At 74.1% G+C, this 26,137-nt stretch carries 21 protein-coding genes; 11 read left to right on the forward strand and 10 right to left on the reverse strand.

What is annotated here, in order from left to right; translation table 11 throughout:
• Window positions 1-86: 86 nt before the first annotated feature.
• Window positions 87-455: a hypothetical protein gene (locus tag H9652_RS13590; protein WP_138822313.1), complete on the reverse strand. Its 369-nt coding sequence runs from the start codon at window positions 453-455 to the stop codon at window positions 87-89.
• Window positions 456-843: 388 nt separating this feature from the next.
• Between H9652_RS13590 and H9652_RS13595 the strand changes: the two genes are divergently transcribed.
• The 8 genes from H9652_RS13595 to H9652_RS13630 all read left to right on the forward strand — a co-directional run bounded on the left by H9652_RS13595 (window position 844) and on the right by H9652_RS13630 (window position 12,714).
• Window positions 844-2,265, forward strand: coding sequence for an MFS transporter (locus H9652_RS13595; RefSeq protein ID WP_191796717.1), 1,422 nt, complete (start codon window positions 844-846; stop codon window positions 2,263-2,265).
• 2 nt (window positions 2,266-2,267) lie between these two features.
• Window positions 2,268-4,580, forward strand: coding sequence for a molybdopterin oxidoreductase family protein (locus H9652_RS13600; RefSeq protein ID WP_191796718.1), 2,313 nt, complete (start codon window positions 2,268-2,270; stop codon window positions 4,578-4,580).
• Window positions 4,577-6,469 (forward strand): FAD-dependent oxidoreductase, encoded by a 1,893-nt coding sequence (locus H9652_RS13605; protein WP_191796719.1) that lies wholly within the window; start codon window positions 4,577-4,579, stop codon window positions 6,467-6,469. Before H9652_RS13600 ends, H9652_RS13605 begins: the two co-directional genes overlap by 4 nt.
• A 231-nt stretch (window positions 6,470-6,700) precedes the next feature.
• The gene (gene nirB / locus H9652_RS13610; RefSeq protein ID WP_225228243.1) at window positions 6,701-9,331 is read left to right on the forward strand and encodes a nitrite reductase large subunit NirB; all 2,631 of its coding nucleotides are present in this window, start codon (window positions 6,701-6,703) and stop codon (window positions 9,329-9,331) included.
• On the forward strand, window positions 9,328-9,774 hold the full coding sequence (gene nirD / locus H9652_RS13615; RefSeq protein WP_191796720.1) for a nitrite reductase small subunit NirD: 447 nt from the start codon (window positions 9,328-9,330) through the stop codon (window positions 9,772-9,774). Before nirB ends, nirD begins: the two co-directional genes overlap by 4 nt.
• Before the next feature lie 86 nt (window positions 9,775-9,860).
• The gene (gene cobA, locus H9652_RS13620) at window positions 9,861-10,688 is read left to right on the forward strand and encodes a uroporphyrinogen-III C-methyltransferase (RefSeq protein ID WP_318244173.1); all 828 of its coding nucleotides are present in this window, start codon (window positions 9,861-9,863) and stop codon (window positions 10,686-10,688) included.
• Between the two features lie 74 nt (window positions 10,689-10,762).
• On the forward strand, window positions 10,763-11,866 hold the full coding sequence (locus tag H9652_RS13625) for a uroporphyrinogen-III synthase (RefSeq protein WP_191796757.1): 1,104 nt from the start codon (window positions 10,763-10,765) through the stop codon (window positions 11,864-11,866).
• A complete protein-coding gene (locus tag H9652_RS13630; protein ID WP_191796722.1) occupies window positions 11,863-12,714 on the forward strand; it encodes a sirohydrochlorin chelatase in 852 nt (283 codons plus the stop codon). The genes H9652_RS13625 and H9652_RS13630 overlap by 4 nt, the downstream gene beginning before the upstream one ends.
• A 9-nt stretch (window positions 12,715-12,723) precedes the next feature.
• Here H9652_RS13630 and H9652_RS13635 read toward each other — a convergent pair whose 3' ends face one another.
• Complete coding sequence (locus H9652_RS13635; protein WP_191796723.1) at window positions 12,724-14,208, reverse strand: MFS transporter; 1,485 nt, start codon at window positions 14,206-14,208, stop codon at window positions 12,724-12,726.
• A 151-nt stretch (window positions 14,209-14,359) separates the two neighbouring features.
• On the opposite strand from H9652_RS13635, the gene soxR reads away from it, so the two are divergent.
• Window positions 14,360-14,830, forward strand: coding sequence for a redox-sensitive transcriptional activator SoxR (soxR, locus tag H9652_RS13640; protein WP_191796724.1), 471 nt, complete (start codon window positions 14,360-14,362; stop codon window positions 14,828-14,830).
• A 33-nt stretch (window positions 14,831-14,863) separates the two neighbouring features.
• Here the strand turns inward: soxR and H9652_RS13645 are convergent, their stop codons facing one another.
• The 6 genes from H9652_RS13645 to H9652_RS13670 are packed head-to-tail and all read right to left on the reverse strand — an operon-like array spanning window position 14,864 to window position 20,507.
• The gene (locus tag H9652_RS13645; protein ID WP_191796725.1) at window positions 14,864-15,922 is read right to left on the reverse strand and encodes a hypothetical protein; all 1,059 of its coding nucleotides are present in this window, start codon (window positions 15,920-15,922) and stop codon (window positions 14,864-14,866) included.
• Window positions 15,919-16,968, reverse strand: a complete 1,050-nt coding sequence (locus H9652_RS13650) for a vWA domain-containing protein (protein ID WP_191796726.1) — start codon at window positions 16,966-16,968, stop codon at window positions 15,919-15,921. Before H9652_RS13650 ends, H9652_RS13645 begins: the two co-directional genes overlap by 4 nt.
• Window positions 16,965-18,038 (reverse strand): vWA domain-containing protein, encoded by a 1,074-nt coding sequence (locus H9652_RS13655; protein ID WP_191796727.1) that lies wholly within the window; start codon window positions 18,036-18,038, stop codon window positions 16,965-16,967. Before H9652_RS13655 ends, H9652_RS13650 begins: the two co-directional genes overlap by 4 nt.
• The gene (locus H9652_RS20350) at window positions 18,032-18,559 is read right to left on the reverse strand and encodes a hypothetical protein (RefSeq protein ID WP_191796728.1); all 528 of its coding nucleotides are present in this window, start codon (window positions 18,557-18,559) and stop codon (window positions 18,032-18,034) included. The genes H9652_RS13655 and H9652_RS20350 overlap by 7 nt, the downstream gene beginning before the upstream one ends.
• Window positions 18,546-19,496 (reverse strand): DUF58 domain-containing protein, encoded by a 951-nt coding sequence (locus tag H9652_RS13665; protein WP_191796729.1) that lies wholly within the window; start codon window positions 19,494-19,496, stop codon window positions 18,546-18,548. The genes H9652_RS20350 and H9652_RS13665 overlap by 14 nt, the downstream gene beginning before the upstream one ends.
• A 12-nt stretch (window positions 19,497-19,508) precedes the next feature.
• Window positions 19,509-20,507, reverse strand: a complete 999-nt coding sequence (locus H9652_RS13670; RefSeq protein ID WP_138822335.1) for an AAA family ATPase — start codon at window positions 20,505-20,507, stop codon at window positions 19,509-19,511.
• Window positions 20,508-20,756: 249 nt separating this feature from the next.
• Here H9652_RS13670 and H9652_RS13675 point away from each other — a divergent pair, with 249 nt between their 5' ends.
• A complete protein-coding gene (locus tag H9652_RS13675) occupies window positions 20,757-22,949 on the forward strand; it encodes a cytochrome c oxidase assembly protein (RefSeq protein WP_318244174.1) in 2,193 nt (730 codons plus the stop codon).
• 186 nt (window positions 22,950-23,135) lie between these two features.
• On the forward strand, window positions 23,136-24,140 hold the full coding sequence (locus tag H9652_RS13680) for a PDDEXK family nuclease (RefSeq protein WP_191796730.1): 1,005 nt from the start codon (window positions 23,136-23,138) through the stop codon (window positions 24,138-24,140).
• Between the two features lie 40 nt (window positions 24,141-24,180).
• On the opposite strand, the gene phnE is transcribed toward H9652_RS13680, so the two are convergent.
• Both phnE and H9652_RS13690 read right to left on the reverse strand, forming a co-directional pair.
• Complete coding sequence (gene phnE, locus H9652_RS13685) at window positions 24,181-25,071, reverse strand: phosphonate ABC transporter, permease protein PhnE (protein ID WP_191796731.1); 891 nt, start codon at window positions 25,069-25,071, stop codon at window positions 24,181-24,183.
• Window positions 25,068-26,137 (reverse strand): phosphonate ABC transporter ATP-binding protein (locus tag H9652_RS13690; protein ID WP_318244175.1); only part of this gene is annotated, 1,070 nt, incomplete at its 5' end. The genes H9652_RS13690 and phnE, both read right to left, overlap by 4 nt.

Genomic DNA, 26,137 nt, shown 5'->3' on the forward strand with positions numbered 1-26,137 from the left:
CCCCCCCCCCCCCCCCCCCCCCCCCCCCCCCCCCCCCTCCTCCTGTCGGTCGACCGGGTCCTGCCCGGCCCCGACGACGTCGACGGTCAGTGACGCGCGGCGCTCCAGCGGTCCTGCGTGTCCGACGGCAGGCCGTCGTCGTAGGACCAGCCCGCAGGCCTGCGCGTCGGGTCGAACCAGACGTGCCCGCCGCGGGTCCAGCGGCGGCGGTAGGCGATGATGCGCTCGGGGGTCGTGTCGTCGATCCCGCTCTCCGCTCCGCAGCAGTCGCAGATCGTGTGCGTGGGGCCGTCGAGCGTCCAGCCCGCCTCGTCGAGGTACCAGGCGCAGACCCGGCACAGGGCCGCGCTGTGGTCGACGTCCCGGGGTGCGGGCGCGTTCGTCAGACGGACGAGCGCGGCGAGCGCGCGCAGCGGGTTGACCGCTCCGGATGCAGCGGTGCTCTGTCGCGGCATGCGTGGATCCTTTTCTCGAATCTCAACCCCTGGACGTGGGTCCGGCGGTGCGCCCCGTCGTGCAGCGGTCGGAGCGCGCCCAGCCCGGCCGCCGTCGAAGGGACTGGCGCGAGTCTAAACCGGCTTCGTGAGACTCGGGCAGGATGAAACGCCGCACCGCCCGGAAATCACCTGACGGTTTGGTCACTGCGCTCCTCGCGGACGGTGCAGGAGCGGCTCACAGCCCGGCCGGCCGCGGTGTGCGCAAACCCTTACGGACGGGAAACGGGCGCCGTGCCCGGCAGAAACACGCGCTTCCTACGGTCACGGGTACCGGTCGGGCGTCACTCGCCGACCCCGTCGGCCCCGGTCCCGCCCAGGTCTCACCCAGGTCCCACCAGGAGGCGCCATGCCCGTCCCCGCAGGTCCCACCCCGCAGGTCACGACCACCACCCTCGCGCCGTCGTCGGGGTCGACGCAGGCCCCGGAGCCCGGAGCGGCCCCGTCCCGACGCCGCGGGCGCTGGATCGAGCACTGGGACCCCGAGGACCCCACGTTCTGGCGCGACGGCGGCCACCAGGTCGCTACCCGCAACCTGTGGATCTCGGTGTTCGCCGAGTTCCTCGGGTTCGCGGTGTGGGCCCTGTGGTCGATCGTCGTGCCGCAGCTCGGCGCGGCCGGCTTCACCTTCACCGTGGACCAGCAGTTCTGGCTCATCGCCGTCCCCAGCCTCGTGGGCGCTACCCTGCGCATCCCGTACACGTTCGCGGTCCCGTTGTTCGGGGGACGCAACTGGACGATCGTGTCCGTGCTGCTGCTCCTGGTGCCCACGGTCTCGCTCGCGGTCGTGGTGCAGGACCCGGAGACGCCGTTCGGCGTGATGCTGCTCGTCGCGGCGCTCGCCGGGGTCGGGGGCGGCAACTTCGCGTCCTCCATGGCCAACATCTCGTTCTTCTACCCCGAGAAGGAGAAGGGCAAGGCGCTCGGGCTCAACGCCGCGGGCGGCAACCTCGGGACGGCCGCGGTCCAGCTCGCGGTGCCGCTCGTGATCGTGACGGGGGCGGGCATCGCCCTGGAGCGGGCGGGGCTCATGATGATCCCGTTCGTGCTGCTCGCGGCGTTCCTCGCGTGGCGCTTCATGGACAACCTGTCGCACGCCAGGGCGGACGTGCGGTCGTTCGCCGCGGCGGCCCGCAACCGGCACACGTGGATCATCTCGTTCCTCTACATCGGGACGTTCGGGTCGTTCATCGGCTACTCGGGCGCGTTCCCGACGCTGCTCAAGAACCAGTTCCCCGAGGTCACGCTCTCGATCGCGTTCCTCGGTGCGCTCGTCGGCTCGGTGTCCCGACCGCTCGGCGGGATCGTCGCCGACAGGGTCGGCGGTGCGCGCGTGACGATCGCGGCGTTCGCCGGCATGGCCGTCGGCGCGTTCGGCGCGATCCAGGCGCTCGGGTCGCACTCGTTCGGGCCGTTCTTCGGCTCGTTCCTGCTGCTGTTCGTCGCGACGGGCATCGGAAACGGCGCGACCTACCGCATGATCCCCGCGGTCTTCGCGGCGTCGGGGGAGGCGAAGGGAATGCCCGACGACGAGCGCGCCGCCCACCGTCTCCGGGTGCGCAAGGCGGCCGCGGGGTGCATCGGGATCGCAGGGGCCGTGGGGGCGTTCGGCGGGTTCCTCATCCCGCGCGGCTTCGCGGTCTCGAACGACCTCGCGGGGTCGCTCGTCCCGGCGCTGTGGATCTTCATCGGCGTGTACGCCGTCATGGCTGTCGTGACGTGGGCCGTCTACCAGCGCCGAGGTGCGTCGCTGGCCGCGGCGGGGGTCTGAGCATGGAGCCCGTCGCCCGGCCGGCCCACGCCCCGGGGGACGCTGTCCGCACCGGGCGAGCGGCGCCGTCGGGCCGGGACACGCACTGCCCCTACTGCGCGCTGCAGTGCGGCATGACGCTCACGCCCGCGCAGGACCGGGTGCCCGACGACGGAGCCTCGCCCCCCGTGGTCGTCGCACCGCGCGAGTTCCCCACCAACAAGGGCGGGCTGTGCCAGAAGGGCTGGACCAGCGCGAGCCTGCTCACGGCGAGCGACCGGCTCACGGTCCCGCTGGTGCGCGACCGCACGGTCGACGCCGGGGGCGTCGTGACGCGCGGCGAGCTGCGGCCCGCGACGTGGGACGAGGCGCTCGGCCGGGTCGCCGCCTCGATCACGGCGATCCAGGCCGAGTCGGGGCGCGACGCGGTCGCGGTCTTCGGCGGTGGGGGACTCACCAACGAGAAGGCGTACGCGCTGGGCAAGCTCGCGCGGACCGTGCTGCGCACCGCGAACATCGACTACAACGGGCGCTTCTGCATGGCGAGCGCGGCCGCCGGGGCGAACCGGGCGTTCGGTGCGGACCGCGGCCTGCCGTTCCCGCTCGCCGACCTCGCGGGGGCCGGCGCCGTGCTGCTGCTCGGCTCGAACCTCGCCGAGACCATGCCGCCCTCGGTCCAGCACCTCGCGGGCGTGCGCGAGCGCGGCGGCCTCGTGGTCGTGGACCCACGACGCTCGGCGACCGCCGCGCTCACGGGACCGCGCGAGGGTCCGCCCCAGGGCGTCCACCTGCAGCCCGTACCGGGCACCGACCTCGTGGTGCTGCTCGCGCTCCTGCACGTCGTGTGGGCCGAGGGCCTCGCCGACGACGAGTACCTCGCGGCGCGGGCGTCCGGTGTCGAGGACGTGCGGCGAGCGGTCGCGGCCTGGTGGCCCGAGCGGGCCGAGACCGTGTGCGGCGTCCCGGCCGACGACCTCCGCCGGGTCGCTCGGCTCCTCGCCGCGGCCTCGCCCGCGCGCGGCGGGCGCGGGGCGTACGTCCTCACGGGCCGGGGCGTCGAGCAGTCGACCCAGGGGACCGCGACCGTCACTGCGGCGATCAACCTCGCGCTCGCGCTGGGCCTGCCCGGCCGGACCGGGTCCGGGTACGGCGCGATCACCGGGCAGGGCAACGGGCAGGGCGGGCGCGAGCACGGGCAGAAGGCCGACCAGCTCCCCGGCTACCGCAAGATCGACGACCCTGCCGCGCGCGCCCACGTCGCCGCGGTGTGGGGCGTCGACCCGGCCTCGCTGCCCGGGCCGGGGAGGCCGGCCGTCGAGCTGCTGCGCTCGCTCGGGACGCCGGGCAGACCGCGGGCGCTGCTCGTGCACGGCTCGAACGTGCTGGTCAGCGCCCCGGACGCGACGCGCGTCGCGGAGCGGCTCGACGCCCTCGACCTGCTCGTGGTGTGCGACCTGGTGCCGTCCGAGACCGCGCTGCGCGCCGACGTCGTGCTGCCCGTGACGCAGTGGGCCGAGGAGGAGGGGACCATGACGTCGCTCGAGGGGCGCGTGATCCGCCGACGGCAGGCCGTGACGCCGCCGGCAGACGTGCGGTCCGAGCTGTGGGTCTTCGCGGAGCTCGCGCGCAGGCTGGGCTCGACCGTGCCCTTCCCCCTCGACCCGGCCGAGGTCTTCGACGAGCTCGCGCGGGCCTCGGCGGGCGGCGTCGCGGACTACTCGGGGCTCAGCCACGCCCGGCTCGACGCCGACGAGGCCGCGGGCGGGCCGGGGCTGTACTGGCCGGTGCCGTCGACGAGGCCCGGGGGAGAGGCGCACCCCGGCACCCCGCGACTGTTCCTCGACCGCTTCCACACCCCTGACGGGCGCGCGCGCATGGTCGCGGTCGACCACGTCGGCCCCAGCGACGACCTGCGGCCCGACGCCCCGGTCTACCTCGTGACGGGCCGCGTCCTGCAGCACTACCAGTCGGGCGCGCAGACGCGCCGCGTCGCCGACCTCGACCGGATCGTGCCCGGTCCGTTCGTCGAGATGCACCCGATCCTCGGGTTCCGTCTGGGCATCCGCGACGGCGACCCGGTGCGGCTCACGTCGGCCCGGGGCGACGTCCGGGCCCCCGCGCGGTGGAGCGACGACATCCGCGCCGACACGGTGTTCATGCCCTTCCACTGGAGCGGTGCCGGGAGCGTCAACCGCATCACGACCGACGCGACCGACCCGGTCTCCGGGATGCCCGAGTTCAAGGTCTGCGCGGTCGCGGTCGAGCCGGACACGGGCGTCGACGCGGGCCCGTTCGTCGACAGGATGTCTGAGCGCTCCGAGGAGGTGGTCGCATGACCGACGCCAAGTTCCGGGTCGTCGTCGTGGGCGACGGCATGGTCGGGTCGCGGTTCGTGGCCGACCTGCTCGCGAGCGTCGGACCGGGTCGGGTCCGCGTCACGGTGCTCGGCGAGGAGGGGTACGAGCCGTACAACCGTGTGCTGCTGAGCGAGGTCGTCGCGGGCCGGGCCGACATCGGTGCGCTGACCCTGCCCTCGGCCGACGACGAGCGCGTCGAGGTCCACCGCGGTGCACCCGTGATCGCGATCGACCGTGCCTCACGCACCGTGCTCACGAGCGACGGGGCCTTCCCGTACGACGCCGTGGTGCTCGCGACCGGCTCGGCCGCGCGCATCCCGGACGTCCCGGGCCTGCGCCCGGAGCCCGGCGGGTCGCTGCCGACTGGGGTGCACGCCCTGCGCACGCTCGACGACGCGCGCGAGATCGTCGCCGCGACCGCCAACGCGCGCCGCGCCGTCGTGATCGGTGCGGGGGTCCTGGGGCTCGAGGTCGCGTGCGGCCTGGCCAGGCGCGGTCTCGCGGTGACCGTGGTGCACGGTGGCGCGAGCCCCATGGACCGTCAGCTCGGCCCGGACGCGGGCCTCGCGGCCCTGCGCACGCTCGCCGAGCTCGGGATCACGGTGCGGACCGGGACGCGCACGCGCGAGGTCGTGGTGCGCGGCAACGGCGACGGCGGCGCGGTGGTCTCGGGCCTCGTCCTCGTGGCCGACGGCGGACGCTCGCCTCGCGCGCCCGGCGCGCCCGGGGCGGGCGGCGCGGGAGGGCCACCTGCCGCGGACCCGACCGGCCCGGCCGACGAGATCCCGGCCGACCTGCTCGTGCTCGCGTGCGGGACGGTGCCCGAGGCGACCCTCGCCCGGACCGCCGGCCTGACGGTGGACCGGGGCGTCGTCGTCGGGCAGGGGCTGGCGAGCCCCGACGACCCCGACGTGTACGCGATCGGTGACTGCGCGCAGCCGCCCGAGGGCGGGACGGGGCTGATCGCTCAGGGATGGGAGCAGTCGCGGCGGCTCGCGGCGCGGCTCGCCCTCCGGGTGTCCCTGGCGGGACCTGGGGACGCGCCGGGGCGTCCTGCGCACGACCCCGAGGGGTCGAGGACGCGCCCCCGTGTCCGGTTCGTCGACGAGGACCGGCCCAGCATGGCGCTGCGGATCGCGCTCGACGTCGAGCGGAGCGCGTGGGGTCCGCCGGGTCGTGGCCCTCGCGAGATGAGGCCAACGGGGGTCCACGGCTCCCAGGAACCCCAGGTGGCCGTAGCTCGGGACGACCCTCGCGGCGGTGGGGCGCGGTCGTCGGCCGGAGAGGGTCCGGCTGGAGAGTTGCCACCCGCGCCACCCACCGACGTCGTGCGGCTCAAGGCCGCGGGCCTCGACGTCGTCGCGATGGGAGTCTGCGGCTCGCGGCGTCCCCACGACCCCACCCACCGCACGCTCCGCCTCACCGACCCCGACGCGGGACGCCACGTCGAGGTCGTCGTCGCGGGCGGGTTCCTCGTCGGGGCGACCGTCGTCGGCGCCGCGCAGGGCGGCGCCGACCTCGCCGCGACCTACACGCGGCGGGTCCCCGTGCCCGCGGACCCGGCCCACCTCCTGCTGCGACCCGTCGCGCAGGCCGCGGCCCCGGCGTCGGACCCCACGCGCATGCCCGACCGGACCACGGTGTGCAGCTGCAACGGCGTGAGCAAGGGCGACATCGTCGCGAGCTGGCGCGAGGGGGCGCGCAGCACCACGGACATCGCCCGTGCGACGCGCGCGACGACCGGCTGCGGCGGGTGCAAGGACGTCGTGTGCGGGCTCGCCGACTGGTTGCGGCGAGCGGACCCGGAGCAGGAGGGCCCCGCGCCCGCGCATCCCACGGCCCCCGAACCCGCCGGCGCCCCCCGCTGACAGGGCTCCCGGGGCGGCGCTCGCGGGCGCGCGGCACGTTCTCACGTGCGGGCCCCGGCGGGCGTGAGAAGAACGTTACGGAGGGGCAAAGGGGCGGGAGCGGCGCGGAAACCGCGCATCCCTAGTGTCCGGAGCAGCAGCCGCTTCCCGGACACCCGGACCGCACCCCCAGGAGCCCCCGTGACCGCATCATCGAGCTCTCCCCGCCACCTCGTGGTCGTCGGCGGCGGCATGGTCGCCCAGCGTCTCGTCGAGGCGTTGCGCGCCCGTGACACCGTCGGCGAGTGGCGGGTCACCGTCTTCGCCGAGGAACCCCGCTACCCGTACGACCGGGTGGCGCTGACCTCGTACTTCTCGGCGCGCGACCCCGAGGAGCTCAACCTCGGCGACCCGGCGCTGTGGGACGACCCGCTCGTGCGCCTGGTGCGCGACTGCCGTGTCGACTCGATCGACCGTGAGGCCCGCCAGGTCACGGACCGCCTGGGCCGGGTCCACGACTACGACGAGCTCGTGCTCGCGACGGGCTCGGACGCGGCGCGGCCCCCGATCCCGGGCAACGACCTGCCGGGCGTGTTCGTGTACCGCACGATCGACGACGTCGCGGCCCTGCGTGGGTGGGTCGAGGCCAAGCGCGCGGAACGCTCGGGGGCGTCGTACGACCGCCCGGTGCGCGGCGCCGTCATCGGCGGCGGGCTCCTGGGGCTCGAGGCCGCGGGAGCGCTCGAGGCGCTCGGCGCCCAGGCGACCGTCATCCAGTTCGGGACGCACCTCATGGACGCGCAGGTCGACCTGGGCGGCGGGCAGGCGCTCGGTCGCCTCATCAACGACAGGGGCATCGCGGTGCGCGTGAGCACCGCGACCCAGCAGATGCGGCCCGCGCGCGCCACGGGTCACGTGGGCCGCCTCGACTTCGTGGACGGCGGGCGGCTCGACGTCGACGTCGTCGTCCTGGCGACGGGCGTCCGGCCGCGCGACGAGCTGGCCCGGGACGCGGGCCTGCCGGTCGGCGAGCGCGGGGGAGCGGTCGTCGACCTGTCGTGCCGTACGCCGGACCCGCACGTGTGGGCGGTCGGCGAGGTCGCGTGCATCGAGGGCCGGTGCCTGGGCCTCGTGGCCCCGGGCTACGCGATGGCCGAGGTCGTCGTGGACCGGTTGCTGGGCGGCGCGGCGACGTTCCCGGGCGCGGACACCGCGACCAGGCTCAAGCTGCGCGGCGTGGACGTCGCGAGCTTCGGCGACGCGTTCGCGCGCACCGAGGGCGCCATGGAGCTCGTCTGGGCGGACCCCGTCGCGGGCGTCTACAAGAAGCTCGTCCTGTCCGACGACGCGCGCACGCTCCTGGGCGGCGTGTTCGTGGGCGACGCGTCGCCGTACGCGGCCCTGCGGCCCATGCTGGGGCGCGAGCTGCCGGGCGACCCCGGCTCGTTCCTCCTGCCCGAGGGCGCCGCGGGCGGCGGCGCGGCAGGGCTCGAGCTGCCCGACGACGCCACGGTCTGCTCGTGCAACAACGTCACCGCGGGGACGGTCCGCGGGGCCGTGACCGAGCACGCGTGCACAGACGTCGCCGCGGTCAAGGCCTGCACCCGGGCGGGCACGAGCTGCGGCTCGTGCCTCCCGCTCGTCAAGAAGCTCACGACGACCGAGCTCGAGAGGGCCGGCATCGAGGTCTCGAACGCGCTGTGCGAGCACTTCGAGCTCTCGCGGGCGCAGCTCTTCGACGCGGTCCGCGTCGCGGACCTGCACACGTTCAGCGAGATCATCGCGCGGTTCGGTCGCGTCCCGGCCCCGGTCGCAGCGATGCCCGACGGCGTCGCCCCGGCCGGGCTCCCGGGCGCGGGTCCTGGTCGTGGGTGCGACATCTGCAAGCCGGTCGTGGCGTCGGTCCTGGCCTCGTTGGGCAACGGTCACATCCTGACGGGCGAGCAGGCCGCGCTCCAGGACACCAACGACCACGTCATGGCGAACATGCAGAAGGACGGTACGTACTCGGTGGTCCCGCGCATCCCGGGCGGGGAGATCACGCCCGAGGGGCTGCTCGTGATCGGGCAGGTCGCGAAGGACTTCGGGCTCTACACCAAGATCACGGGTGGCCAACGGATCGACATGTTCGGGGCGCGGATCGAGCAGCTCCCGCTGATCTGGCGCCGCCTGGTCGACGCGGGGATGGAGTCGGGGCAGGCGTACGGGAAGTCGCTGCGGACCGTGAAGTCGTGCGTCGGGTCGACGTGGTGCCGGTTCGGTGTGCAGGACTCGGTGGGCATGGCCGTGCGCCTCGAGCTGCGGTACCGCGGCCTGCGGTCGCCACACAAGATCAAGCTCGGCGTCTCGGGGTGCGCGCGCGAGTGCGCCGAGGCGCGCGGCAAGGACGTCGGGGTCATCGCGACCGACAAGGGCTGGAACGTGTACGTGGGCGGCAACGGCGGCTTCACGCCCCGGCACGCGCGGCTCCTCGCGGAGGACCTCGACGACGAGACGCTGATCAGGACGATCGACCGCTTCCTCCTGTACTACGTCCGCACCGCCGACCGGCTCCAGCGCACGTCGGTGTGGGTCGACGAGGTCGAGGGCGGCCTCGACGGGATCCGCGCGGTGATCCTCGACGACTCGTTGGGCATCGCGGCGGACCTCGACGCGGCGATGGCGCTCCACGTGGACGCGTACGAGGACGAGTGGCGCGCGGTCCTGGAGGACCCCGAGAAGCTCAGGCGGTTCGGGTCGTTCGTCAACGCGCCGACGACGGCGGACCCGGACCTCGCCTACGTGGCCGAGCGCGGGCAGCCTCGCCCGGCGACGACCGCGGAGCGTGCGGGCGCCGCGGGTGCGGTACTGATCGCCGGGACGACGTTGGAGGTACGGGCATGAGCGCGCAGATCACGGGCACGACGGGCACGACGGGGACGACGGCTGCGCCGGGTGGCGCGGTGGAGGACGCACAGGCCGCCCCGGTGTGGCAGACCGTGTGCGGGGTCGCGGACCTCGCGGTCGAGCGCGGAGCCGCGGCGCTCGTCGGCGGGAACCAGGTCGCGCTCTTCCGCCTGACCGACGACCGCGTGCTCGCGGTCCAGCAGCTCGACCCGTTCAGCGGCGCGAACGTCATGTCGCGCGGCATCGTCGGAACGCGCCGCGGGGTGCCGACCGTCGCGTCCCCGATGTACAAGCAGGTCTTCGCGCTCGAGACGGGGGAGTGCCTCGACCCCGTCGGGTTCCTCCCGGTGCTCGCGGCGGGCCCGGACCTGGCGACGTGGCCGGTCGAGGTGCGCGACGGTGTCGTGCACGTCGCCGTCCCGACGGGCCCCACACCGTGACGCCCCCCTCGGTGCCGAGCATGCGGTCGTCGTCGGGATCCGGCCCGGACCGGACGCCCACCGCATGCCCGGCGGACAGCAACCGCATGCGCGGCACCGGCGGCACCGACGGGACCGGCGGGAACAGCGGCACCGTCCCCGGCGGCTCGGTCGTGCTCGTGGGCGGCGGACCCGGTGCCGCCGACCTCCTCACGCTGCGCGCCTGGCGTGCGCTCGCGGGCGCCGACGTCGTCGTGACCGACCGCCTGGGACCCGCCGAGGTCCTCGCCGACCTGCCCGCGGGCGTCGAGGTCGTCGACGTCGGCAAGTCCCCGGGCCACCACCCCGTCCCGCAGCACGAGATCAACGCGATCCTCGTCGAGCAGGCCCGCCGCGGGCGACGGGTCGTGCGGCTCAAGGGCGGCGACCCGTTCGTCTACGGGCGGGGCGGAGAGGAGGTCCTCGCGTGCCGGGCCGCGGGCGTCCCGGTCGAGGTCGTGCCCGGCGTGAGCAGCGCCCTGTCCGTCCCGGCGCTCGCGGGCATCCCCCTCACGCACCGCGGTACGGTCGGCGCGTTCCTGGTCGTGAACGGTCACGAGCCCTTGGGCGTGGTCGCGCTGGCCGCGGTGCGCGACCGCACGGCTACCCTGGTGATCCTCATGGGAGTGTCGATGCTGAGCGAGATCACGGACCAGGCGGTCACCGCCGGGGCCGACGCCGCCACGCCCGTCGCCGTGGTCGAGTCCGGTTCCACGCAGCACCAACGGGTCACGCGCGCCACGCTCGGGACGCTCGTCCGTCGTGCGGCCGAGGTCGGGGTCCGCGCGCCCGCGGTCGTCGTCGTGGGGGACGTCGCGGCCGAGGGCCTGCTCGTCCCGGACGCCTCGGTATCGCTGCCCGTCCTGTCCACCCTCGTGCCGGAGCCCGCCCTGTGACGGATCAGGTCACGGACGTCGCGGACGTCACGGGCGAGCCCACCGGCGGACACCGCCCCGCGCTGGGCCAGGTCATGGCCGGCTGCACGGTCCTCGTCACGGCCGACCGCCGGTCGGCCGAGCTCGCCGCGGCGCTGTCCCGACGGGGCGCAGAGGTGCGGCACGCGCCCGCCCTGAGCATGGTGCCCAACGAGGACGACGAGGCACTGCTCGCGGGTACGCGGGACCTGGTCGCGCACCCGCCCGACGTCGTGGTCGTCACGACGGGCATCGGGTTCCGCGGCTGGATCGAGGCCGCCGACGCGCACGGCCTGGCCGACGAGCTGCTGGACGTCATGAGCCGGGCCCGCCTGGTCGCGCGCGGCCCCAAGGCGCGCGGCGCGATCCAGGCCGCGGGCCTCCAGGCCGACTGGGTCGCCGAGTCCGAGACGTCGGGCGAGATCGCGGACGTCCTGCTCGGCGAGGGGGTCGACGGGCTGCGGATCGCGGTCCAGCACCACGGCGCGGGGGCGGACGGCCTGGACGTGGTCTTCGCGCAGGCGGGGGCCGACGTCGCGAGCCTCATCGTGTACCGCTGGGGGCCGCCGCCCGACGAGGGGGCGCTGCGCGCGTCGGTCCACGCCGCCGCGGCCGGCGAGATCGACGCGGTCGTCTTCACGTCGGCCCCGGGTGCCGAGGCCTGGCTCGCGGCGGCCGAGTCGGAGGGCGTCGGGGACGCCGTCGTCGCACGCTTCGCCGGCGGCGCCATGATCGCCGCGGCGGTCGGCCCCATCACGGCCCGACCGCTCGCGCACCGCGGCATCCCGACGCTCCAGCCGGACCGCGGCCGCCTCGGCGCGCTGGTCCGCACGCTCGTCGGGCACTACGAGCACGCCGAGACGCTCGCGCTCGTGACCGTCGCGGGCAACCTGCAGATACGCTCGCGCGTCGCGGTGCTCGACGGCCGCGTCCTGCCGCTCTCGCCGTCGGGCCTCGAGGTCCTGCGGCTGCTGGCCGCGCGCGCCGGGAACCGGGCGGGGGACGTCGTGACGCGGGACCAGGTCCTCGCGGCGCTGCCCGGCGACTCGCGCGACCCGCACGCCGCCGAGGTCGCGGTCGCCCGGTTGCGCGAGGCGGTCGGCGACCGCACCCTCGTCAAGACCGTCGTCAAACGTGGCTATCGACTGGAGCTGGCATGAGCACGGAGATCCTGGGGTTCCCCTCTGACGCGACCGAGGGGAGCGCGCCATCGGTCCGCGCCCCGAGCGGCGTGGGCGGACCCGTTCTCGTGGGCTGCTCGCACGGCACCAACAACCCGGACGGCCAGGCCGCGATCCGTGCGATCCTCGACGACGTCCGCGCGACCCGCCCCGAGCTCGACGTGCGTGAGGCGTTCGTCGACGTCCAGCAGCCCGAGGTCGCCGACGTCGTCACGCAGGCCGTCGCGCCGCCCGCCGCGGGCGAGGGCCCCGGCGGCGCGGCCGTCGTCGTGCCGCTCCTGCTGTCCACGGGATTCCACGTGAACGTCGACATCACCGAGGCCGTCTCGCCCGAGCACGAGGGCCGCGGCCCTCAGCACGGAGCGGCGACCGCGGCCCGCGCGCTCGGCCCCGACCCGCGCCTCGCCGAGATCCTCGCCGACCGCCTGGCCGAGGCCGGGGTCCGTCCGCACGACGCCGTGGTCCTGGCCGCGGCCGGGTCGAGCAAGGCGGGCGCCGCGCGCGACGTCGAGGCGGTCGCCGAGTTCCTGCGCGCGCACCACGACGGCCCCGTCACGGTCGGGTTCGGCGCCATGGCGACCCCGACGGTGCGCGACGCCGTCGGGGCCGCCCGCGAGACGCTCGCCGCGACGGTCCCGGGCCGGACGGGCACACCCGCTCCGCGCGTGGTCGTCGCCGCCTATCTGCTCGCTCCCGGCTTCTTCCACGACCGGCTGCTCGAGACGGGCGCCGACCTCGTCACCGCCCCGCTCGCGCCCGACGCCCGCCTGACGGCGATCGTGCTCGACCGCTACGCCGAGGGCGTCAAGGCGCTCGCGGGCAGCTGACGCGACCCCTCAGGCAGGGACCCGGGTCCGCGGCGAGACGAACGCCGCGAGCAGCGCGATCGAGACCATCACACCGAAGCACACGACGTACGCCCAGAGCCCCAGGGGCGCCCGCAGCACCACGAGCATCGAGCCCGTCACGGCGAGCGCGATGGCCGCGGACAGGGCGTCGGACACCTGGAGCGCCGAGCTGTTCGCGCCCTGCTGGTCCTCGGGGGACAGCGCGAGCGTGAGCACCGAGAGCGTCGGGTGGACCAGGCCCATGCCCAGGCCCGCGAACGTCCAGGCGAGCATGCCGACGATCGGCGGCACCGCGGCCCAGGCGAGCAGCACCGTGCCGGAGATCCCGCCCGCGACGAACAGCGACCCGACGAGCACGAACTGCGCGTGCGACCAGCCCCAGTGCGCCTTGCCGCGCAGCCATGCGCCGACCGACCAGCCGATCGCCCCGAAGGTGAGGATGCCACCGGCCAGGGTCGGGGACAGGGCCCGCTCGGACTGGAGGAGCAGGGGGAGCAGGACCTCGGTCCCGGTGAAGGCCGCTGCGACGAGGCCGCGGATCGCGATGACCGACGGCAGGCCACGGGCGGCGCGCGCCGTGCCGCGCGGGAGCAGGCGCGGGACGGCGACGACGACGAGTGCGAGCGCCACGACGAGCGGGAGGTACAGCCGCGCTCCCTCCTGCTGCCCGGCGAAGTGCAGCAGCCCGATCCCCACCGCGGCGGCCACGGCCCACCACAGGGCCGCGTTCCCGGCCGCGTCGGGGGTGACCTCGCGGCGGTCACGGTCGACGGCCCGTAGGCCCGGGCGCATCATGAGCACGGCCGGGACGGCGAGCACGGGCACCGCGAGGAAGACCCAGCGCCACCCGAGGTGCTGGACCATGAGTCCCGAGATCACGGGACCGACGAGCGACGGCACGACCCACGCCGCGGCGAACGCCGCGAACACCGCAGGTCGCCGTGCCTCGGGAAAGACGCGCGCGACGAGCACGTACAGCGCCACGATGTACATCCCCGTGCCGAGCCCCTGCACCACGCGTCCCGCGACGAAGACCCCCATGGTCGGGGCGAGCCCCGAGACGACCAGTCCCGCGAGGAACATGCCCACGCCGCCCCACAGCGACGGGCTCGGCCCGAACCGGTCGCACCACCGGCCTGCGGCGACCATGCCGACGACGCTCGCGGCGATCGAGCCCGCGAACGCGACGGCGTAGAGCGCCATGCCGTCGAGCGCCGTCGCGACCGTGTGCATCGCGGTCGCCACGGCGAGGGCTTCGAAGGCACCGAGCAGGACCAGGGCCACCATGCCGACGAGCACGGTGCGCTGGGTCGCGGGGGACAGGCCCGCGCCGGCGGGAGCCGCGGGCGGCGCGTCGGAAGCCTCGACGGCCGTGGTGGCCGTGGTCGTCGTGCACGTGGTCGAGGTATCGGGGGAGTCGCCGATCGCGGCGGCGACCGCGGCGTCGGGAGCCTCGGGGCGTGGCGGTTCCATGATTCCTCGCAGGGGTGGGCGCGGGCCCGTGGGGCTGCGCGGAAGGTGTGCGCCCGATCGAGCGCTTCGACTAGTCTCGAACCTCAACCATTGTCGAGGTCAAGTGGATTCGTCCCGACGATGGACGGAGCGACGAATGCCTGGAGCAATCATGCCTGACGACGGGCCCCACCCGGACGACGAGCTCACGGTCGGCGAGCTCGCTCGCCGCAGCGGCGTCTCGGTGTCAGCCCTGCACTTCTACGAGCGCGAGGGTCTGCTCACGGCACGCCGCACCCCGGGCAACCAGCGCCGTTTCCCGCGCGAGACCCTGCGACGCGTCTCGTTCATCCGGGTCTCGCAGCGCGTCGGGATCCCGCTCGCGCTGGTCCGCGAGGCGCTCGCGACGCTCCCGCAGAACCGGACCCCGACGGCCAAGGACTGGCGGCGGCTGTCCCGGATGTGGCATGCCGACCTCGACGCCCGGATCGAACAGCTCGTGCGCCTGCGTGACCACCTCACCGACTGCATCGGGTGCGGGTGCCTCTCCCTGCGCAAGTGCGTCCTGGCCAACCCGCACGACGTGCTCGCCGAGGAAGGCCCCGGACCACGGACCCTGCTCGTCGAGGGTCTCGACGACTGAGGTCGACCGAGGGGACGCCGCGAGCGCGGCGGCTCACCAGTTCTTCGAGGACCCTCCGCCGTCTCCCGACCCGTCCGCGGGGTCCTCGCCACCGAAGTACTCCTGGTACTCCTGCCGGCTCTGGTCCTCGTCGTCGCGGGCCTCGGAGTTCTGCTGCTGCAGCTTCTCCTGCCGCTCGGCCTCGGCCCGCTCCTGCTCGCTCTGGTCGTTCTCGGGCGGCGGCTCCTCGCCCTGCGAATCGCCCTGCGGGACCTGGGGCTCCTGCGGCTGCGCGTCCTTCGCCCGCTGCTGCTTGTCCTGCAGACGTTGGACGGACGCCTCGTTCTGCTCCTTCTCCTCGGGCGTCTGCTCCTCGCAGCCCGGCCAGCCGCGGACCTGCTCGGCCGTCGCGAAGGACCGTTCGGCGAACGAGAACCACTGGGCGGCCTCGTCCTGGAGGTCCTGGGGATCGAGCTCCTCGCCCGTGCCGTAGGGGTCGACGACGTACTGGTCGTAGTCCTCGCCCGCGTCCCGTGCCGCGAGCGCGTGCTCGAGCGCGGCCTTCTGTGCCAGGAGGTCCTCGCCCATGATGGTCTCGTAGTCGCCCGAGGTCTCGTAGGAGATCGACAGGTTGACCTGGATCCGGCAGCGAACCATGGGTTCCTCGTCCTCGGCGAGGTCGTAGGCGCGGTGCAGGTCGGAGATGGCGGCCGTGTCGTCGCCCGCACGGTGGGCCGCGGTACCAGTGTTGAACCACGCCTTCCACGGGTCGACGAGGTTCATCGTCTTCTGGAGGCCGAAGCTCGCCGCGGCGTCGGTGTAGTCGCCCGCGTCGTAGCGCCCGGACGCGTAGGACGCGACCACCGGGAGGGAGACCAGCTTGGCGCCGAGCACGAGCGCGGCGACCAGCAACGGGAGAGGCAGGAGGAGCAGCAGCGCCCGACGGCGCAGCCGCCTCGTGCGCATCGCCGCACCCTGGGGGGAGAGCGTGCCGGGCCGGGGGGCCGGGAACGGCGAGCCGCCGTGCACGGGTCGCCGGTCGCCGGGCGCGTCGGGACCGCCCCACGACGGCGGCGGCTGAGGAGCCTGCGGCGGCCGGCCGTCGCCGCTCATGCGCGCACCCCCACCCGACGCGAGGCCGAGCGGCCCGCTGCCCACGCCTCGAAGCCGAGCAGCACGGCGCCCACGAGGGCGAACGGCCACACGACCGGACGGTAGGCCGTGACGAGGCGCCTGCCGTCCGCCGCGACCTGCTGAGGGTCGACACCCGCGACGAGCTCCGCCGTCGGGGCGGTGGTCTCGCGGTGCACGTACGGCACGCCCAGCTGGGTGGCGATCGCCCGCAGGTTGTCCTCGTCGATCACCGAGAGCGCGTCGGGCGAGTCGGGGTCGTCGAGGGTCGCGCGCGACGGGTCCCGCAGGTACTCGGCCGTCGCCGGGTCCTCGCCCGGCATGTACTCCTTCATGCGCCCGCCCTCCGGGGTGCCGTAGCCGAGGACGGCGCCGCCGTCGACGAAGGGTGCGAGGTCCTCGAACGAGCGGGGCTCGCCGTCCGCGGTCTGCTCGCCGTCCGACAGGAAGAACACCAGGCGGAGGTTGGCCGGGCGGTCCGTCGCGGCCCCCTCGAGCGCGGACCGGAGCGCGTCGAGGGGTCGGTCGGTGAGGGACCCCTTGGAGTAGAGCGTGATCTCGCGCTTGAACGTGTCGGCCCAGGACGTGATGGCCCGGGCGTCGGTCGTGAGCGGGACCTGGCGACTGGCCTGGGAGTCGAACGAGATGATCGAGTAGCGCGCCCCCGGGATGTCGGCCGTGAGTCCCGCGATGTCGTGCCGCACGCCCACGAGGCGCTCGTTCGTGCCGTCGAAGTCCTCGGCCGCCATGGAGCCCGTGCGGTCGACCACGAAGAACATGTCCACGTTCGCGACCGACGTGTCGCGGTCCGTCACGGGGACCGACGGACCGAGCCCGACCACGGCGAGGACCGCGACGAGCGCGGTGCGCCGGACCCACGCGCCGCGCGGTCCGGCGGGCGTGCTCTGCTCGGTGGCGCTGCGCGAGGGACCACGGAGCGCGACGACGAGCTGCCACCCGGCGAGGCCGAGCAGCGGGACGAACACGGCGGCCCACGCCCACAGGGGGATCAACGGCTGGAAGGTCATTCGCGCAACCTCCAGGCGACGACGACGAGCAGGGCGGCTCCGGCGGTCGCGACGAGGAACCAGATCGTGGGCAGGTCCGTCACGACGACCTCGGGGCTCGCGTCGAGCTCGACGGCCTGCTGCGCGACCACGTCCTCGACCATGCCCTCGACGGCCTGCGGGTCGCCCGCGAGGAAGTACAGCCCGCCGCCGGCCTCGATGACCTCGCGGTACCCCGTCTCCTCGGGGGTGCCCGCGTAGAGGTCGGAACCGCCGTAGATGCCGTGCAGCGTGATGTCGCGCGAGGCGACGAGCGCCGCGGCCTCCTCGAGGGTGTAGATGGGCTCGCCCGCGACGTAGTTGTCGGTCGCGAGGATGATCGAGCGCGACCGGTCGGTGGCCTCCTCGTCGAACTGCAGCGCGCAGTTCGCCAGCCCGTCACCGATGAGGCTCGCCGCAGACTCGTTCGCGAGGGTCCCCGCGGTGTACGTGAGGAACTCCAGGATGTCCTTCTCGTCGCGCTCGCTGCTGAAGTCGAGCGTGCTGGGGTCCTTGTCGAACGCCGCGACGCCTGCTGCGAGCTCCTCCTGGACCAGGGTGTAGTCGTCCGTCAGCGGGAACACGGTGCGCGACGTCGAGTTGAAGATCGACAGCGCGATGCGCTCGCCCTCGAAGTTGTCCACGAGCTCCGAGTAGACCTTGAGGATCTCTCCGTCGTACGCCGTCATGGAGCCCGACACGTCGAGGCACAGGACGATGTCCCGGGTCCCCAGACGGTCCACGACCAGGTCCGTCTCGACCGGCCGGGCAGCCACCGCGCCGACACCCACCAGCGCGACGAGCAGCCCCACGAGGCCCGCGACCTGGAGCGTCCGGTAACGGCGCACCCATGCCGCGAAGGCCGGGACCTGTGCGAGGTACGACGAGTTCGCGACCCACGTGACGTCGTCGGGCCGTGCCTTCTCCGCCCGCGCCCGACGCCGGCGCGCGAGCCACCACGCCGTCGCACCCGCGGCCAGGACGAGGACCACGACCACAGCCAGGAGCCACGGCCACAGGATCGAGGCGCCCTGCGGCCCCGGCGTCACCACGTCCTCACCACCGAACGGGCGCGGTCGATCGACTCCTTGCCCGTGGGCGTGCCGCCCTGCTCCTGCCCGGTCGGCGGCCCGACGGCCTGCACGACGTCCTCCGCGAACGACGGGTGGTAGTACCGGGCGATCAGGCGGGTCAGGTGCTGCGTGCCCGTCATGTGCTCGATCTCCGAGAGGGTCAGCACCGAGGCGTCGACGCCCAGGCGTCCCGACGCGAACCCGCGGACCTCCTTGGACAGCGCCAGGTGCAGACCGCGCTCGTCGAGCCCGCCCGCGAGATAGGTCGCCTCGACCGCGTCGAGGCGCGACTCGAACTCGAGGCGCAGCCCCGCGAACGGGTCGTAGAGGCCCGGGGACGCCCAAGGTGGCGCGAACCGTGAGGCCTTCTCCTGGGCCGACGCGCGCGTGGACACCAGCGCGAACACGACCCAGCCCACGACCAGCAGCACGAGGACCACCCCGAGGGCCGCCCACCAGCCGCTGTAGAGCGCGGGGGCGTAGAGCTCATCGTCGGGCACGCTTGGCCCTCCCCAGCAGCTCGACGAAGCGCGGCACGACGTCGTGCGTCCCGGTCACGCTCACGGCCTCCGTCTCGAGCGAACGCAGCAGGGCCACGACCGACTCGCGCCGGGCGCGCGCGGCCTGCGCCGCGCCCGCTGCGACGTCTGCGCGACCACGCAGGAACGGCGGCAGGTCGAGCGTGCCGTCGACGTCGACGACCTGCGTCGTCCGCCGGGAGGTCCCGCCGGTCGGAGCGGCTGCGGTCGCACGGTCCGCACCCGCCGGTACGAGGCCGCTCGCGACGGGCGACAGGTCCGCGACCGCGACGACCATGACCTCGTGGCGCACGCGCAGACGCCGCAGCAGAGGTTCGTGCTCCGGACCCGGGCGCGCCTCGTCGGTCACGACGACCATGAGCGACCGGCGTCGGAAGGCGCTCAGGGCACGGTCGAGAGCGCGGTTCAGGTCGCTCGCGGGCGCGTCGACGCCCAGCTGGCCCTCGACCGTGCGGAGCAGGACCTCGAGGTCCCGCGTGCTGGCCCGAGGGGGAAGCTGGACCACGCGCTCGGCATCTGCCGCGACGAGCGCGACCCGGTCTCCGCGATCGCGCGCGAGGTACGCGACGAGCGCGCAGCAGAAGCTCACGACGTCGGCCTTGGGCTCCCCGCTCGCAGCCGTCGCCCCCATGTTGCGGCCCGTGTCCACGACCAGGACGAGGTTGACGTTGGACTCGCGCACGAACCGGCGGACCACGGGGATGCCCGCGCGGGCGCTCGACTTCCAGTCGATGTCGCCCACGTCCTCGCCCGGTGCGTACAGGTGGAGGTCGTCGAAGTCCTGCCCGTGCCCCTTGAGGATCGAGCGGTGCCGCCCCTCGAGCAGCCCTGAGGCCCGCCGGGCCAGCGGGAGCTCGAGCCTGGCCCGCACCTGGGCCAGTCGCGACACGTCTGTCATGGGGACCGTGCCCTACGGGGTCGGGACCGCGTCGAACACGGCGTCGATGAGCTGCTCGGGCGCGACGTCGGTCGCGAGCGCGTCGAACGTGCGGACCAGGCGGTGACGCAGGACCGAGTAGCGGACCGCCTTGATGTCGTCCGGGACGACGTACGCGCGACCGGCCTGGATCGCGAGGGCCTGGCCCACGCGCATGAGCGCGATCCCGCCACGCGGGCTCGCGCCGACCCGTACGTGCCGGTCGAGGCCCGGGACCGGCCGCGGACCCGACAGGCGCGTCGTGTTGATGAGGTCGACGATGTACCGCTTGATCGACTCGTCCACGTACACGTCGTCGACCAGGCGCTGGAGGAAGACCACGTCGTCGATGCTGATCGGCTCGGCCGTGATGGGCGCCGACATGCGGCCCGTCGAGATGCGGTCGAGGATCTCGAGCTCCTGCTGCGGGGCCGGGTACGTCAGCACCTCCTTCATGAGGAAGCGGTCCATCTGGGCCTCGGGCAGCACGTACGTGCCCTCCTCCTCGATGGGGTTCTGCGTCGCCAGGACCATGAACGGCGAGGGCAGCGGGAAGTTCTCGCCGCCGATCGACGTCTGCTTCTCCTGCATGGCCTCGAGCATCGCCGACTGCGTCTTGGCGCTCGACCGGTTGATCTCGTCGAGCAGGACGAGGTTCGCGTGCACGGGCCCGAGCTGCGTCGTGAAGGAGCCGGTCGCGTAGTTGTAGATCTGCGTGCCCACGATGTCGTTCGGCATGAGGTCCGGCGTGCACTGGATGCGGCGGAACGACCCGTTGATCGCCGCGGCCAGCGTCTGCGCGGCCGTGGTCTTGGCGAGGCCCGGGACGGACTCCAGCAGGATGTGGCCGCCCGCGAGGAGCGAGCTGACCAGGGCCGTGCGCAGGGCCTCCTGCCCGACGACGCGCTGGTCGAACACCTGCTCGACGCGCTTGAGCAGGTGGCCCGCGCGGTCCAGGTCCGTCGTGGAGATGCTGCCGTGACCTGTGGCCATGGTGAGGTCCTTCGCGTGTGCTCGGGTTCTGCTCGGGAAGTCGTCGAGGCCGTCCCTCACGAGGAGGACGCCGTGCGAACCCGGCCCAGTATGCCAGCGGGTGCCTCGCGGCGCGGTGCCTGGTCCACAGGCGAGGCACGGGGAGAGGTCCCCGTCGAGGCGCACGGTGCCGCCCTGACGGCCGTGCGTCGGGAGTCCACGACCCGAGGGGAATACCGCGATGACCCGCATGCCGCCTACCCTGGTCGGGTGACCGCCACCGCCCCCCGCAGCACCTCAGGAACCGCGCCCGACCGGGCCGCGCAGGCCCCCGGCCGGGGCGTCGTCGACGCACCCCGCAACCCCTGGTGGCTCGTGCTCTCCGGACCCGCGGCCGTGGTCGTCGCGATCCTCTCGGTGGTCGCCGCGGGAGCCTTCTCCGGGGCTTTCCAGCCCCTCGCAGGGTTCGCCGACCCCGGTGCGGTCGCGCGCTGGGGGCTGCCGATCTCGACCACGCTGACCGAGCTCGCGATCGCCCTGACCATCGGTTCCCTCGTGCTCGCGGCCTGCGTGCTGCCCGCCGGGCCGCCGCTGCGCAAGGCCCTCGGGGTCGCCGGAGCAGCCTCGGCCGTGTGGGCCGTGCTCACCGTGGTCCAGACGATCCTGCGCTACTCGGTCCTGTCGAGCATGCCCGTCACGAGCGTCGGGTTCGGCGAGCAGCTCGCGGCTTTCGTCACGCAGATCTCGCTCGGCCGCAGCCTCCTCGGCGTCATCGTCGTCGCGGCGCTGACCTCGGCGTGCGCGTTCGCGGTCCGCACCGCGACCGGCGCCCTGTGGACGGCGCTGCTCGCCCTCTCGGCCCTCGCGTTCCAGGCCAACACCGGTCACACCGCCGGCGCCGCGAGCCACGAGCTCGCGATCTCCTCGATGTTCCTCCACCTCGGCGGTGCGGCCCTGTGGATCGGCGGGCTCGGGGTCCTCGCGATCGTCCGGCTGCGCGGCGGCCTCGACCGCACGGCCTTCGCGTACTCGGTCTCCCGCTACTCCTCGATCGCCGGGTGGTCCTTCGTCGCGGTCGCCGTCTCGGGCGTCGCCAACGCCTGGATCCGGCTCGGCGGTGTCGCCGGGCTCAGCACCGACTACGGCGTGCTCATCCTCACCAAGATCGGCCTCATCGTCGTGCTCGGCGCGATCGGGTTCGCGCACCGCGAGCTCGTCGTGCGCCGGCTCCAGGGCGTCGGCGGGCCCATCCGCGGCCCGCGCACGACCGCCACGTCCCCCGGGACGACCACCGCCGTGGGTGAGCCGGGGGTGGCGGGAGGCTCCGCCGTCGGGCAGAAGAACGGGAAGGGCGGACCGCAGGCCGCCGCCGAGAAGGCCGCGACGTGGCTGTTCTGGCGGCTCGTCGCGGTCGAGCTGCTCGTCATGGGCGCGGTGTCCGGCGTGGCCGTCGCGCTCGGGTCGACGGCGCCTCCCGTGCCCGACGAGCCGATCGCGCTCCCGACCCCGGCCGAGATCGTGACCGGTCACCCGCTGCCCCCCGAGCCCGACCTCGGACGCTGGTTCTCCGAGTGGCGCTGGGACCTGCTGCCCGCGTTCGCGTGCGTCGCGGCCCTCGTCGTCTACCTGCGCTGGGTCCGGCGGCTCGCGCAGCGCGGCGACAGGTGGCCCCTGGGGCGGACCGTCTCGTGGTGCGCCGGGATCGTCGTCCTGTTCTGGGTGACCAACGGCGGGCCCGCGGTGTACGGCCACGTGCTGTTCAGCGCGCACATGGTCCAGCACATGGTGCTCGCGATGGTCGTGCCCATCTTCCTCGTGCTGGCAGCGCCCGTGACCCTGCTCCTGCGGGCCGTGCCCGTGCGCAAGGACGGCTCGCGCGGGCCGCGCGAGTGGGTGCTCGCCCTCGTGACCTCGAAGTGGGGGCAGTTCTTCGCCAACCCGATCGTCGCGGCGGTCAACTTCGCCGGGTCGATGATCGTGTTCTACTACACGCCGGCGTTCGAGCTCGCGATGACGACGTACGTCGGGCACCTCGTGATGCTCCTGCACTTCACGCTCGCCGGGTACCTGTTCGCGAACGCGCTCGTCGGGATCGACCCCGGTCCTCACCGGCCCGGCTGGCCGCAGCGGCTCCTGCTCCTGCTCGTCACGATGGCGTTCCACGCGTTCTTCGGGGTGTCCCTCACGACCGGGACCCAGCTGCTCGTGCCCGAGTGGTTCGGGCTCATGGGGCATGACTGGGGCATCACCGCGATCGCCGACCAGCAGCGCGGCGGCGGCGTCGCGTGGGGCATCGGGGAGCTGCCGACGCTGTCGCTCGCGATCGTCGTCGCGGTCATGTGGGCACGGTCCGACGAGAAGGACGCCAAGCGCCGCGACCGCCGCGTCGACCAGGTCGGCGACGTCGAGATGGACGAGTACAACAAGATGCTCGCGAAGATGGCGGAGCAGGACAAGGACTGAGCGGCGCTCCCTGGGTGCCGAGAACGGGGTTGAGGTCGTCATTCGTTGGATGACGACCTCAACCTCGTTCTGAACCGCGGGGTTTCCCGTTGTCGACGTCGTCCACCGGGGCCCCGGCTACGGGGTCGTCCACAGGGCGTCGTCGGGCGGCGGCACGTGCTCGGCGTCACCTGCTGGGATGTCTCGATGCGCCACCTGTCGCCGGTACCCGAAGAGCTCCTCGTCGTCGCGCGCCGCCAGGAGGGACTGGTGTCGGCGGCGCAGTGCGACGAGCACGGACTTCGTTCGCACCGACGTTCTCGGCTCGTCGAGCAACGGCGCTGGACGCAGGTGACACGTGGCGTCTACGACACAGACCCGGTGCCGCCGGACCGTCGGGAAGGACCGGCGGTCTCGGACCATCGCCGTCGACGCGCCGCCTGGGTCGGTCTCCTCGCCTTCGGGCCGGAGGCGATCGCGGTCGGCCCGTGCGCACTGGCCCTGCTCGGCGTCCAGGGACTCCCGCTGCAGATCACCGCGCAGGCGGCGCTGCCCGGCGGGCGCGCGACGGGTTCACGGGACGGCGTCCTGCTGAGGCAGTTCGACGACGGGATGACCGTCACGCGAGTCGCCGACCGGCACGTGGCTACGCCGGACTGGGCGCTCGCCCAGACCGTCCCGGAGGTTGCCCGCCGCTACGCGGTCGCTCTGATGGACAGCGCACAGCACCGGGGCCTGCTCGACGCCCGTGGCCTCGACCGTGCGCACGACATGGCGCGGGGGCGACGCGGGGTCGCCAGGACACACTCGTGGTGGGAGCTCAGCGACCGGCGCTCCGAGTCGCCGCTCGAGACCTTCGCCCGGCTCGACTGCCTCGACGCCGGTGTCCCGCCCGACGATCTCCAGGTGGTGATCTCGGGCGACAGGGGTCAGTTCCTGGCCCGCGGTGACCTGGGCTGGCGCACCCCGGACGGGAGGTGGCTGATCGCCGAGATCGACGGGGCCGAGGTGCACGGGTCTCCCCATGCCTTGTTCGCAGACCGGCGGCGTCAGAACCTGCTCGTCGCGTCGCGAGGCGTCGCGCTGCTCCGTTTCACGGCCCGGGACCTTGCGGTCGTGGGACGGGTCGGAGCGGAGATCCGCACCTTCCTGGACGGAGCACGAGGTTCCGCGCGGTCGAGAACGGGATTGAGGCCGCCATCCGTCGGATAACGACCTCAACCCCGTTCTCGGCACCGACGGGCGGGAGAGCTCAGACCGCGATTCGCGCCCTCGCCCATGACGAGAAGCGGTCCACTACCCACACCAGCACGAGCACCATGAGGATGTAGGTCAGCATCTCGTCGAACCGGAACAGCTTGATCGACTTGTTGATGAGGAAGCCGATCCCGCCCGCGCCCACGAGACCGAGCACGAGCGAGGAGCGCACGTTGACGTCGAACCGGTAGAGCAGCAGCCCCAGGAACTGCGGCACGACCGCGGGCAGCACGGCGTGCGTGACGACCTGGGCGCGGCCTGCACCGTTGGTGCGCAGCGCGTCGGCAGGCCCGGGGTCGATCTCCTCCATGGCCTCGGCCCACAGCTTGCCCATGACGCCCGTGTTGTGGACGACGAGCGCGAGCACCCCGGCGAACGGTCCGAGCCCCACGGCGGTCACGAAGATGAGGGCGAACACGACGTCGGGCACGGCGCGGAAGAACGACAGGATCGCGCGCGACCCCTGGTACCAGACCGATCCCGGCGTGCTGCCGCGTGCGGCGAGCACCGCGAGCAGGAGCGAGAGCGGGATGGACAGCGTGGTCCCGAGCAGCCCGATCCACAGCGTCACGAGCGTGGCCTGGAGCCCGGGGGCCACGACGGTCGACCAGTCGAGGTCGGGCGGGAACGCCTCGCCGACGAACCGGGCCATGCCCTCCCAGCCGCCCACGAGCGCGCTGATCGAGAACCCCGTGCCCTGCCAGGCGAGGACGTGCAGACCGAGCAGGACCGCGCCCGCGGTGACCCAGGTCGTGACCTGCCGGCCCGAGCGGTGCGCCGTCGGCACGACGACGTGCGCGAGCCTCTTGGGCGACGGCCCCTCGGCCCGGGCGGGCGAACCGCCGCGCGGGGAGCGGGGCGAGCGGGTGGGGGCGGTGGCGGTCATGCGGAGATCCTCGTTCCGACGGTCGTCCGGGTCACGGTCACGGTCGCCGTCTCGGCCGAGTACAGGTGCTCGACGGCGTCGCGCGTCACCGCGTCCGGCGCACCGTTGAGGCGCTCGCGGCCCGCGACCATCCCGACGAGGCGATCGGCGTGCTCGCGCGCGAGCTCGGGGTCGTGGAGCACGGCGACGACCGCGAGGCCCTCGTCGTGCGCGAGCGTCGCGAGCAGCTCCATGACCTGGGTCGAGGCTGCGGGGTCGAGCGCCGACGTGGGTTCGTCGGCCAGCAGGACGCTCGCCCGCTGGCACAGGGCGCGCGCGACGGCGACGCGCTGCTGCTGCCCGCCCGAGAGCTGGCCGACGCGGTCGAGCGCGCGGTCGGCGAGGCCGACGCGGTCGAGGCAGAGCATGGCCTCGGCGCGCAGGTCGTGGGGGAACAGCGACGCGACGAGGGACCGGCGCAGCGGCAGCCGCCCGAGCGCCCCGGCGCACACGTTGTCGAGCACGGTACGTCGTCGCACGAGGTTGACCTGCTGGAAGATCATCGCGACCCGGCGCCTGGCCTCGTGCTGCTCCGCCGCCGAGGTCCGGTGGTGGGGGAGGACCTGCTCGCCGTCGACCCACACCTCGCCCGACGTCACGGGCGCGAGCCCGATCACGGACTTGAGCGTGGTCGACTTGCCGCAGCCGTTGGCGCCGAGGATCGCGACGAGCTCGCCCGCCGCGACGTCGAGGTCCATGCCGTCGACCGCGCTGCGCAGCACGGCGTCGCCGGCCTCGGAGCGTGTGCTGAACTGGACCCGCAGGCCGCGGACGTGCAGACCGGGCGAGCGGACGCCGTCGGGCAGGTGCAGCACGCCCTCGGCCGCGCCGGGCCCGGCCGAGCCGCCCGGCCCGCCGGGCAGCCCCGGCGAGCCCGGCGCGAGCGCGCCGTGGTGTGAAGCCATCTGGAACAACTCCTTGCTGGAGCGGGACGCGAGCCCGCGGGGAACAGGACGGTCGACCGGGATCGCGGCCGACCGGACGAAGGTGCGGTGGAGTGCCGCCGGGGCGCCCAGCACCCCGGCGG

The sequence above is a fragment of the Oerskovia rustica genome (assembly GCF_014836555.1).
Classification (GTDB): domain Bacteria; phylum Actinomycetota; class Actinomycetes; order Actinomycetales; family Cellulomonadaceae; genus Oerskovia; species Oerskovia rustica.

Coding starts and splice junctions, on each gene's coding strand:
- H9652_RS13590 (WP_138822313.1), bottom strand. CDS start 455: ATGCCGCGACAGAGCACCGCTGCATCCGGAGCGGTCAACCCGCTGCGC.
- H9652_RS13595 (WP_191796717.1), top strand. CDS start 844: ATGCCCGTCCCCGCAGGTCCCACCCCGCAGGTCACGACCACCACCCTC.
- H9652_RS13600 (WP_191796718.1), top strand. CDS start 2,268: ATGGAGCCCGTCGCCCGGCCGGCCCACGCCCCGGGGGACGCTGTCCGC.
- H9652_RS13605 (WP_191796719.1), top strand. CDS start 4,577: ATGACCGACGCCAAGTTCCGGGTCGTCGTCGTGGGCGACGGCATGGTC.
- nirB (WP_225228243.1), top strand. CDS start 6,701: ATGGTCGCCCAGCGTCTCGTCGAGGCGTTGCGCGCCCGTGACACCGTC.
- nirD (WP_191796720.1), top strand. CDS start 9,328: ATGAGCGCGCAGATCACGGGCACGACGGGCACGACGGGGACGACGGCT.
- cobA (WP_318244173.1), top strand. CDS start 9,861: ATGCGCGGCACCGGCGGCACCGACGGGACCGGCGGGAACAGCGGCACC.
- H9652_RS13625 (WP_191796757.1), top strand. CDS start 10,763: ATGGCCGGCTGCACGGTCCTCGTCACGGCCGACCGCCGGTCGGCCGAG.
- H9652_RS13630 (WP_191796722.1), top strand. CDS start 11,863: ATGAGCACGGAGATCCTGGGGTTCCCCTCTGACGCGACCGAGGGGAGC.
- H9652_RS13635 (WP_191796723.1), bottom strand. CDS start 14,208: ATGGAACCGCCACGCCCCGAGGCTCCCGACGCCGCGGTCGCCGCCGCG.
- soxR (WP_191796724.1), top strand. CDS start 14,360: ATGCCTGACGACGGGCCCCACCCGGACGACGAGCTCACGGTCGGCGAG.
- H9652_RS13645 (WP_191796725.1), bottom strand. CDS start 15,922: ATGAGCGGCGACGGCCGGCCGCCGCAGGCTCCTCAGCCGCCGCCGTCG.
- H9652_RS13650 (WP_191796726.1), bottom strand. CDS start 16,968: ATGACCTTCCAGCCGTTGATCCCCCTGTGGGCGTGGGCCGCCGTGTTC.
- H9652_RS13665 (WP_191796729.1), bottom strand. CDS start 19,496: ATGACAGACGTGTCGCGACTGGCCCAGGTGCGGGCCAGGCTCGAGCTC.
- H9652_RS13670 (WP_138822335.1), bottom strand. CDS start 20,507: ATGGCCACAGGTCACGGCAGCATCTCCACGACGGACCTGGACCGCGCG.
- H9652_RS13680 (WP_191796730.1), top strand. CDS start 23,136: ATGCGCCACCTGTCGCCGGTACCCGAAGAGCTCCTCGTCGTCGCGCGC.
- phnE (WP_191796731.1), bottom strand. CDS start 25,071: ATGACCGCCACCGCCCCCACCCGCTCGCCCCGCTCCCCGCGCGGCGGT.